This window comes from Brachybacterium sp. p3-SID1565 (assembly GCF_025143785.1).
Taxonomy (GTDB): Bacteria; Actinomycetota; Actinomycetes; order Actinomycetales; family Dermabacteraceae; genus Brachybacterium; species Brachybacterium epidermidis.
The window spans coordinates 20,031-29,088 of the sequence record NZ_JAMBDS010000041.1; the positions used below are offsets into that span (position 1 = coordinate 20,031).

General features: G+C 72.5%; 7 protein-coding genes. 4 read left to right on the top strand and 3 right to left on the bottom strand.

The window, feature by feature from the left end:
* Nucleotides 1–3: 3 nt before the first annotated feature.
* Nucleotides 4–933: a mechanosensitive ion channel family protein gene (locus tag M4D54_RS10255; protein ID WP_259891274.1), complete on the top strand. Its 930-nt coding sequence runs from the start codon at nucleotides 4–6 to the stop codon at nucleotides 931–933.
* Between the two features lie 9 nt (nucleotides 934–942).
* Entirely contained in the window at nucleotides 943–1,365 is a 423-nt protein-coding gene (locus M4D54_RS10260) for a globin (protein WP_259891275.1), read from the top strand.
* Between the two features lie 28 nt (nucleotides 1,366–1,393).
* On the opposite strand, the gene M4D54_RS10265 is transcribed toward M4D54_RS10260, so the two are convergent.
* Nucleotides 1,394–1,876: a thioesterase family protein gene (locus tag M4D54_RS10265; protein ID WP_193865854.1), complete on the bottom strand. Its 483-nt coding sequence runs from the start codon at nucleotides 1,874–1,876 to the stop codon at nucleotides 1,394–1,396.
* A gap of 225 nt (nucleotides 1,877–2,101) precedes the next feature.
* Here M4D54_RS10265 and M4D54_RS10270 point away from each other — a divergent pair, with 225 nt between their 5' ends.
* Nucleotides 2,102–3,046 carry an acyl-CoA thioesterase II gene (locus M4D54_RS10270; RefSeq protein ID WP_193865855.1) on the top strand — a complete coding sequence of 315 codons (945 nt, stop codon included), beginning with the start codon at nucleotides 2,102–2,104 and terminating at the stop codon, nucleotides 3,044–3,046.
* Here the strand turns inward: M4D54_RS10270 and M4D54_RS10275 are convergent, their stop codons facing one another.
* Nucleotides 3,047–4,366: an ABC transporter substrate-binding protein gene (locus M4D54_RS10275; RefSeq protein WP_259891278.1), complete on the bottom strand. Its 1,320-nt coding sequence runs from the start codon at nucleotides 4,364–4,366 to the stop codon at nucleotides 3,047–3,049.
* A gap of 30 nt (nucleotides 4,367–4,396) precedes the next feature.
* Entirely contained in the window at nucleotides 4,397–6,955 is a 2,559-nt protein-coding gene (gene glgP / locus M4D54_RS10280; RefSeq protein ID WP_259891280.1) for an alpha-glucan family phosphorylase, read from the bottom strand.
* A 314-nt stretch (nucleotides 6,956–7,269) separates the two neighbouring features.
* On the opposite strand from glgP, the gene M4D54_RS10285 reads away from it, so the two are divergent.
* Nucleotides 7,270–8,967 carry an RNA polymerase sigma factor gene (locus tag M4D54_RS10285; RefSeq protein ID WP_259891283.1) on the top strand — a complete coding sequence of 566 codons (1,698 nt, stop codon included), beginning with the start codon at nucleotides 7,270–7,272 and terminating at the stop codon, nucleotides 8,965–8,967.
* Nucleotides 8,968–9,058 lie beyond the last annotated feature (91 nt).

Below are 9,058 nucleotides of genomic sequence, written 5' to 3' on the forward strand. Positions count from 1 at the left end.
GGCATGGATCTGTTCGCCTCACCTCCCGCCGAGGACGCCCTGGATCTCGCCGACCGCCTGTGGCACTGGATGCTGACCAGCGGTGTGCGGATCGTGGTGATCCTGCTGGTCGCTGCGCTGCTCAGCGCGGCGGCCAGCTGGCTGCTGCGCCGCTTCTTCCGCACCATGATCGAGGGCTCCTCGAAGCTCACCAGCACGGCCGGCTTCGTGGTCAAGCGTGACCGCAGGGCCCTCATGGCCGCTCAGTCACGTCGGGCTCAGCGCGCCGAGACCCTCTCCAACGTGGCCCGCAACGTGGCCTCGATGTCGATCTGGGCAATGGCACTGGTGATGGTGCTCTCGGAGATCGGGGTGAACATCGCCCCGGTGATCGCCTCCCTCGGCGTGCTGGGGCTGGCGGCCGGCATCGGCGCCCAGACCATCATCAAGGACGTGGTCGCGGGCGTGGTGATGCTGTTCGAGGACATCGTGGCCGTCGGCGACGTGGTGGATCTGGAGTACGCCACCGGCACCGTCGAGGAGATCAACCTGCGGGTCACGCAGGTGCGCTCCGTCGACGGGGTGCTGTGGACGGTGCGCAACGGCGAGATCATCCGCATCGGCAACATGTCGCGCGGCTTCGCCAATGCCGTGGTGCTGCTGGATCTGGATCCCGCATCCGACAACACGCAGGTCACCGAGGTGCTCGAGCAGGTGGCCGCGGAATTCACCACCGATCCCGACTGGGTGGACGTGGTCCAGGGCGATGCCACCATCAGCGGGATCCTCGGGGTGAACGGCTCCCGCGTGCAGCGCCGGGTGCTGGTGCAGGTGGCCCCGGGTGAGCAGTGGGGCGCGGAGCAGGAGCTGCGTCGGCGCATCACCGCGGCCTTCCGGGAGGCGGGCGTGAGCTTCGCCCTGCCCCGTTTCAGCGACGTCGCCCAGAAGGGCTGAGAGGACCCCATGAGCAGCTTCTACGAGGAGATCGGCGGCGAGGACACCTTCGTGCGCCTGGTGGACCGCTTCTACGAGGGCGTGGCGGAGGACCCGCTGCTGCGGCCCATGTACCCGGAGCAGGAGCTCACCGGCGCGAAGGACCGGCTGCGGATGTTCCTGGTGCAGTACTGGGGCGGGCCCAAGGACTACGGGGCCACGCGCGGACACCCCCGCCTGCGGATCCGGCACGCCCCCTTCCCCGTCTCCCCCGCGGCCCGGGACGCCTGGCTGCGCCACATGCGCGATGCGGTGGACTCCCTCGAGCTGTCCCCCCTGCACGAGCAGACCCTGTGGGACTACCTCGAGCGTGCCGCCCACTCCCTGGTCAACACCGTCGACGGCGGACAGGCACCGATGGCGGGCCAGGCCGTCCCCGGCCATCTGGAGTGAGCGCGCGCGGAGTCCGGGAGTAGGCCCGTCAGCCGCGGAAGGTCAGCGGCTCGGCGCGGTAGCGCTCCAGTCGCTCCCGGACCTCGTCCCCCAGGCGCACGGGCGCGCCGGTGGTGGCGTCGATGGTGACCATCACGGTGCGGGCGCGGGTCACCGGGCGTGCGCCGTCCGGATCGTCCTTGGTGAGGACCAGGTAGTCCACATCCATGCTGGCGCCGCCGAGACGCGAGACCCACAGGCGCACGATCACCCCTTCGCGGCGGTGTCCGAGTGTCGCGACGTACTCGATGCGCTGGGATGCCACCACGGTGCTGATCTCCGCGCCCACACCGGCCGAGCCGAGCGCGGCCGGTGAGTCGGGCGCCCCCAGGGCGATCTCCTCGGCGGTGGGTTGCCAGAAGGCGGCGATACGGCCTTCCTCCAGCAGCCGCACCATCGCAGCGTTGTTCACATGCCCGTACGCGTCCAGGTCGGTCCAGCGCACGGCGACGTCGATATCAAGATGAGCCACGGCCTCATTGTCTCAAGGCGCAGCCGGCTGCGCGACCGGCGCAGCACCGGCCCAGGGAGAAGGGGTGGTCGCCTGCATGCCCACTATGCTGGCAGCCGGCCCTCGGTGTCGCATCGCTCCCGGGACCGATCTGCGCCACCGGGCCGTCGTACCCGGGTCTGACCTGCCCCGGACAACCTGAGTAGCATGATCCGGTCCCGCGCCGCCGTCCCAGGAGAGCACCCCATGCCCCAGACAGACCCCTCGCCGTCCGCCGCCCTGCTGGACCTGCTGGACCTGCGGGAGGTCGAGGCGGACCCAGCGGTGGCGACCCCGGCCACGGTGGCCTCCTTCGAGGGGGACTCCTCTCCGCAGCCGGGCGGTCACGTGTTCGGCGGCCAGGTGATGGGCCAGGCGGTGACTGCGGTGGGCCGCACGGTCCCCGAGGGCCGGCGCATCCACTCGATGTACTCGTACTTCCTGGCGCCCGGTGATCCCTCCCACCCGATCCGCTTCCAGGTGGACACGCTGCGCGACGGCGGCTCCTTCTCGGTGCGGCGGGTGCTGGCCACCCAGCCCGCCCGCCAGGGCGAGGACGGAGCCGACGAGTCCGGCAGCGGCGGGCCCCGCACGATCCTGGCGATGACCGCCTCCTTCCAGGAGCAGCAGGAGGGCCTGGAGCATCAGGAGCGCGCCCCGGAGGCGCCGGGGCCCGAGGACCTCCCCACCACGGCGGAGGTGCTGGCGGGACTGGAGCACCCGGTGGCGAAGTACTGGTCCACGCAGCGGCCGATCGACATCCGGCACGTCACCGACCCGATCTACCTGGGGCCCGACGCCGCGGGCACCGAGACCCAGCTGCTGTGGATGCGCACCCTGGACCCGATCGACGCCGCACCGCTGGTGCACGATGCGATCCTGGCCTTCGCCAGCGACTACACGCCCTTCGAGCCGATCCTGCGCCGTCAGGGCCTGAGCTGGATGACGCCGGGGCTGCGCCTGGCCACCATCAACCACGCCATCTGGTGGCACCGCCACGTGCGGGCCGACGAGTGGCTGCTGTACGTGCAGCGCTCCCCCTCCGCCTCCGGTGGCCGCGGCCTCACCCAGGGCCAGCTGTTCGACCGCGCCGGGAATCTGGTCGCGACCGTCACCCAGGAGGGCATGATCCGGGTCAAGCAGCAGGGCTGATCAGCCGGCGGCCTCGTTGGCGGCGTCCTGCGCGCGGGCCATGGCCTCGTTCACATCGGCCTCGCCGCGGAACACCTCGCCGATGATCGGCAGCGCCGCCGAGGTGCCCTCGGCCGAGCGCAGCCCGTGCTCCGGGCGGGCGGTGTTCTCCGGTGCCGGACCGATCACGGTGGTGTCGACCCCGGCGCCGCTCCAGGCCTCGTCCCACGCACCGCGCAGATCACGGTGGGCAGGGATCCCCAGTCGGGCCTCGGCCAGGGGGCGCTGCGCGTCGATGCCGCCCAGCCAGGTCAGCAGCTCCGCGATCTCCGCGGTGCGCTCCTCGCTCGTGACGGTGCGGCCCACCGCGGCGATCGCGTGCACCAGCGGCCGGGTGCCCTCCGGGCCGGCCACCACGGGATGCAGGTCCCAGGCGAAGGCGCCGTCGATGCCCTCGACCAGCGCTCGCAGGTCGTAGGTGCCCGTCTGCAGCAGCCCCAGTGATCCCTGGGTGAACAGCTCACGGCACAGGCCGGGCTTGGCCGTGGTCTCCGCGCCGGAGGGAGCGAGGTCAGCGCCGGCCATCCCGGCCAGGTAGCGCACGGCGGCCACACCGGCCTCGGAGGCGAAGGTGAAGGTGCCGTCCTCGTGCTGCCAGGTGCCGCCCGAGGCGGCGATGAAGGGCCCCAGCACGGCGGTGCGGTCGGGATGCGCGCTGAACCCGGTCACCTGCCGGGTGGCCGGATCGAAGCCCTCCTCCCCGGCGCGGCGCCCCTCGGAGTCCACGGTGAGGGCCAGGGCGAGATCCCGCAGCGGGTCGCTCTCGGCCCACAGGTCGAAGCGCAGATCCCCGGGCAGTCCCCCGGCGGCGTCGACCAGAGCACGGTTGACCACCAGCACGGACTGCTCCCACAGCTGGGGAACGCCCCACAGTCCGTCCTCGCGGCGGTAGAGGCCCGCCGCGACCGGCTCCCACTGCGCCGCGAGCTCGCCCGCCACCGCCCCGACCTCCACCAGGTGGTCGCCGCCCAGGTACTGGTCCAGGTGGGCGGTGTTCATCCAGAACACGTCCGGCAGGGAACGCTCGGCCGCGTCCAGCGGCAGCTGGCTCCAGTAGGTCTCCCAGCCCACCACCTGAACCTCGACCTCGATGCCGGTGGACTCGGTGAACGCGACCAGCGCCTTCTCGTACACCCCGGCTGCCAGCTCGTCCCACACCCGCAGGCGCAGGGCGTCGGTGGGCTCGGGCGCGGACTGCCCGCCCGGGGAGCATGCGGGAAGGACCCCGATCCCGGTCATCCCCGTCGCAGCGGTGAACAGCAGCTGGCGACGAGTGGGCACGGGGCGGGGTCCTTCCTCGGGGCGGGCGGCTCAGGCGGTGGTGACCAGCCCGAGCTCGGCGCGGGATGCGAGCACCGGATGCTGCGGGGTGACCCGCACGGTGTACCCGACGGTACCGGGATGAGCCAGGGCGAAGCGAGCCGCCCAGCGGCCGTCCTCCCCGCGCTGCAGCGGCACCAGGCGCCCGTCGATGATCTCACCGTCGGCGTCCACCGGGCCGATCACGGCCTCCACCAGCACGTCCTCATCGCGCAGGCCCGCCTGCTGGACGTCTGCGGAGAGGGTCACCTCGGCGCCGGTGGGCACGGTGGCACCGCGGCCGCCCTCGAAGCGCACGTCGCTCACGGAGACCTTCGGCCACACCTCGGCGACCTGCGTCCTCCAGGAGGCGAACTCACCGGCCAGCGCGGGATCGGCGCTGAAGGCACCCGCGGCGCGGGCGGCCGGCAGGTACAGGTCGGTGACGTAGTCGCGCACCATGCGGGCGGCCACGATCTGCGGTGCCACCTTCACCAGGGAGGAGCGCACCTTCGTCATCCAGCCGCGCTGCAGACCGCGCGCATCGCGCTCGTAGAACAGCGGCACGATGCTGTTCTCGAGGATCTCGTACAGCGCCTCGGCCTCCATGCGGTCCCGCTCGCCGCGGTCCTCGACCTCGGCGGTGGGGATGGTCCAGCCGGACTCGTCGTCCTTCATCTCGTCCCACCAGCCGTCGGAGATGGAGAAGGTGAGCCCGCCGTTGAGCACGGCCTTCATGCCGGAGGTGCCGGAGGCCTCCTCCGGGCGGATCGGGTTGTTCAGCCACACGTCGGAGCCGGCGATCAGCACCTCGGCCATGCGGATGTCGTAGTCCGGCAGGAACGCGATGCGGTCGCGCACCCCGTGCTGGTCCGTGAAGCGCACCATCTGCTGCAGGAACTCCTTGCCGGGGCGGTCCGCGGGGTGGGACTTGCCGGCGATCACGATCTGGACCGGACGATCCGGGTCCAGCAGGATCCGCTTGAGGCGCTCCGGGTCCTGCAGCATCAGGGTCAGGCGCTTGTAGGTGGAGACGCGTCGGGCGAAGCCGATGGTCAAAACACCGGGGTCAAGGATGTGGTCGGTCCAGGCCAGCTCGGCCTCGTCGGCGCCGCGGCGCAGCCAGGACTGCTTGACGTGCGCCCGGGCCATGGTGACCAGCTCCGCGCGGAGGGTGTCGCGCGCTTCGCCCAGGTCGTGGTCGGTGAGGGAGGCCAGGGCGCTCCAGTCGCTCATCGAGGAGATGTCGACGTCGCCCATGGCCTTCTTGTACAGGTCGTCCATGGGGCCGGAGGTCCAGGTGCGGCGGTGCACACCGTTGGTGACCGAGCCGATCGGCACCTCGGGCACGTCGAAGCCGGGGTAGAGCTCCCGGAACATGCCGCGGGAGACGGCGCCGTGGAGCTTGGCCACGCCGTTGGAGCGCTGCGCGATGCGGAAGCCCAGGTGCGCCATGTTGAAGATGTCCGTCCCGTTCTCGATGCCGAGGGCCAGGGCGGCCTCCACCGGCAGCGAGGGGATCAGGCGGGAGGTGCCCGCGGCGTCGGCGTCGAGGTACCTGCGCAGCTGCTCCGCGCCGAAGCGGTCGATGCCGGCGGGCACCGGGGTGTGGGTGGTGAACACGGTGCCGGCGCGCACCTCGGCCACGGCCTCGGCGAAGGAGGCGCCCTCGCCCATCAGCTGGCCCACGCGCTCCAGGCCGGAGAAGCCGGCGTGCCCCTCGTTGAGGTGGAACACCTGCGGGGCGGGGAAGCCGGTGGCCTCGCTGTAGGCCTTCACGGCGCGCACGCCGCCGATGCCCAGCACGATCTCCTGCAGGATGCGGTGCTCGTGGTCGCCGCCGTAGAGGCGGTCGGTGATCTCGCGGGCCTCGGCGTCGTTGACCTCCAGGTCGGTGTCCAGCAGCAGCAGGGGGATCCGGCCCACCTGGGCGCACCACACGGCCACGGCGACCTCGCGCTGCCCGGGCAGGGTGAGGGTGACGGTGAGCTGCTCGCCGTCCTTGCCCTGCACCGGCTGGACGGGGAGCGTGGCGGTGTCGTTGTGCTTGTAGTTCTCCTGCTGCCAGCCGTCGCGGTCCAGGGACTGGGAGAAGTAGCCCCACTGGTACAGCAGGCCGATGGCGACCATCGGCACGCCGAGGTCCGAGGCGGACTTCAGGTGATCGCCGGCCAGGATGCCCAGGCCGCCGGAGTAGATGGGGAGCGTGGGCGAGATCCCGAACTCCATGGAGAAGTAGGCGACAGCGGGGGTGGGGGCCCCGGCGCTGGGGACGGTGCGCTGGAACCAGCGGCCGGAGTCGAGGTAGGTGTTCAGGTCCCCCACCTCGGCGCGCATGCGCGCCAGGAAGGTCTCGTCGCGCGCGGCCTCGGCGAGGCGGCCCGCGGAGACCTGGGAGAGCATGGCGATGGGGTTCTGGCCGCTGTCCGCGAAGGCCTTCGCGTCCAGCCGCGTGAAGAGGTCCAGCGTCTGGCGACGCCAGGTCCAGCGGAGGTTGTAGGCGAGTTCCCGCAGAGGCTCGAGGGCGGCGGGGAGGTCAGAGGCGACCGTGATGGTGGAGATGGACTTCATGGGTCCACCGTACCCGAGGTACGCCGGGACTCTTGCACATTCCTTGCAAGATTCTCCCACTCGTCATCATGGCTTTGATCTTCTATGGCCTGCAACGATCTGTGCCGACTGCTGGAGAGTCGTCCGCGCTCGCGAACCCTTCAGGACAGGGTTTCGCAAGTTCTTGCACTGGCGTGGGCGGGGGCCCGGCGCATCGTGCCTGGGTTCTCGGGCAGAATTCCTGAGCGAGCGTCGGCAGAATGGGACGCGTCCGCGCGTCGGGACGCCCGGGAGGAGCCGGCGCGGCAGATGACGGGGTCACAGGAGGCGGGAGCATGAGCACCGAGGGTCATGCCGGGGAGACTCCGGCGATACCGGAGGACACCCTGGATCTCGGGGACCGTCTCGACCCGGTGCGCACCCTGCTGCGCCGCGCGGCCGGGGGCGATCAGCGGGCGGCCAGGGCCCTGGTGGACGTGCTGGGACCGCGCATCCACGGCCTGGGCGTCCACATCACGGGATCGACGGCCAAGGCCGGCAGGCTCACGGTGTGGGTGCTGCGCTCGTGCCTGCGCGATGCCGGTCAGCTCGCCGCGAGCGGCCTGCCCGGGGAGGCCGCGGTGCTGGACCGGGCCCGTCGTGCCGCGGTCGCCACCGAGCCCAGCGGCGACGTGCGCTCCCTGGTCGCGCCCGACGCGGTGAGCGACCGCACCCGGGACCGCCGGGAGGTGACGGTGATGCGCGCGCTGCTGGATCTCCCCGCCCGCGAGCGGGCCCTGGTGGAGTCGGCCGCGCAGGGACGCTTCCCGTACACGGGCACCGCCCGACAGCAGCCCGCGATGGTCCTGGCCCGCCTGCTGGACTCCCTGGTCCCCTTCGGCCAGCCCGGGGGTGGGGCGGGCACCGATGGCACCGGTGTCGAGCGGGGAGCGCTGGCCGCGCTGGACGCACTGGCGCTGGCCGACGACGGCGAGCGCGCCCGGCTGCGCGCCCTGACGGCCGGCACCGATGCGGCCGGGGTGCACCGCCATGCCATCGAGGCCGCCGCCCAGCTGACCCTGCTGACGGCCGTGGCCCCCTCCCGTGACCTGCACGAGGCCGTCCTGGAGGGCTTCGGCGCCTCAGGGACCGGACACGCCCCTGCCCCAGGACAGACGCACTCCCCGGGGCGGACTCCGGCGCCAGGGCACGCAGCGGCGCCCGGGCAGGTGGCCGCCCCCGGTGCCCCGCCCGCATCCCGGCAGCCCGAGGCCGCCTACCACGGCACCTACGCCACGCCTGTGCTCGGCACGGACACGCAGCGCCGCCTGGTGGGGCCCCCCGCGATGACCGGCGGCATGCCCTCGGGCGTCCCTGCGCAGGCCTCCGCACCGCTGTCGGCCCCCGCTCCCCCGCCGCAGGCCACCGGCGGTACCGGGCCCGGCAGCAGCGCCAGCGGCCCCGGTGCCGCGCCCGCTCCGGCCTTCGCCTTCTCACCACGGGACGACGCCGAGCTGTCCCGCCGTCGGCGTCGTCAGGCGAAGGCGCGAGGCCGGGCGGAGCGGGATCGTGAGCGCAGCCCCTGGCCCACCCGCATTCTGGCCGTCGTCTCGACGCTGCTGCTGATCGGGGCGCTCGTGGCCTCCGGCCTGCTGCTCGATGCTCGTCGCGATCTGGCCGAGGCCCGCGCGTTCGCGGCGACCTGGAGCGAGCTCAGTGTGCAGGAGGACGCCCGCCCGGTGCCCGGGCTGAGCGACAACGGCACCTGGCGGGCCATCATCACCGAGAACCGGGCGGCCCTGTGGGCCGAGGGCGTCTCCGAGTACGAGCGGGACGGCGACCAGGAGGAGGTGCTGCAGCTGTGGGGCGAGCGCGATGGCATCCCGGTGGACCTCGGAGTGCTGGAGGTCCCCCGCGACGGCACCATCCAGGTCGTGGTGCCCCAGGGCGTGGACCGCTTGCACATCACCCGGGAGCACGCCCCGCAGAACCGCTCCGGCACTCCCTCCGAGCGGGTGGTGGCGAACCTCGATCCTGAGCTGTCCGGGACGTGACACTGTCCGGGACGTGACGCCGCCTGGAAACCCGGCAGGTGATCTCAGCGCCCCTGGCCCCGGACACGACGCGGCCCCCCCCCCGGGGGGG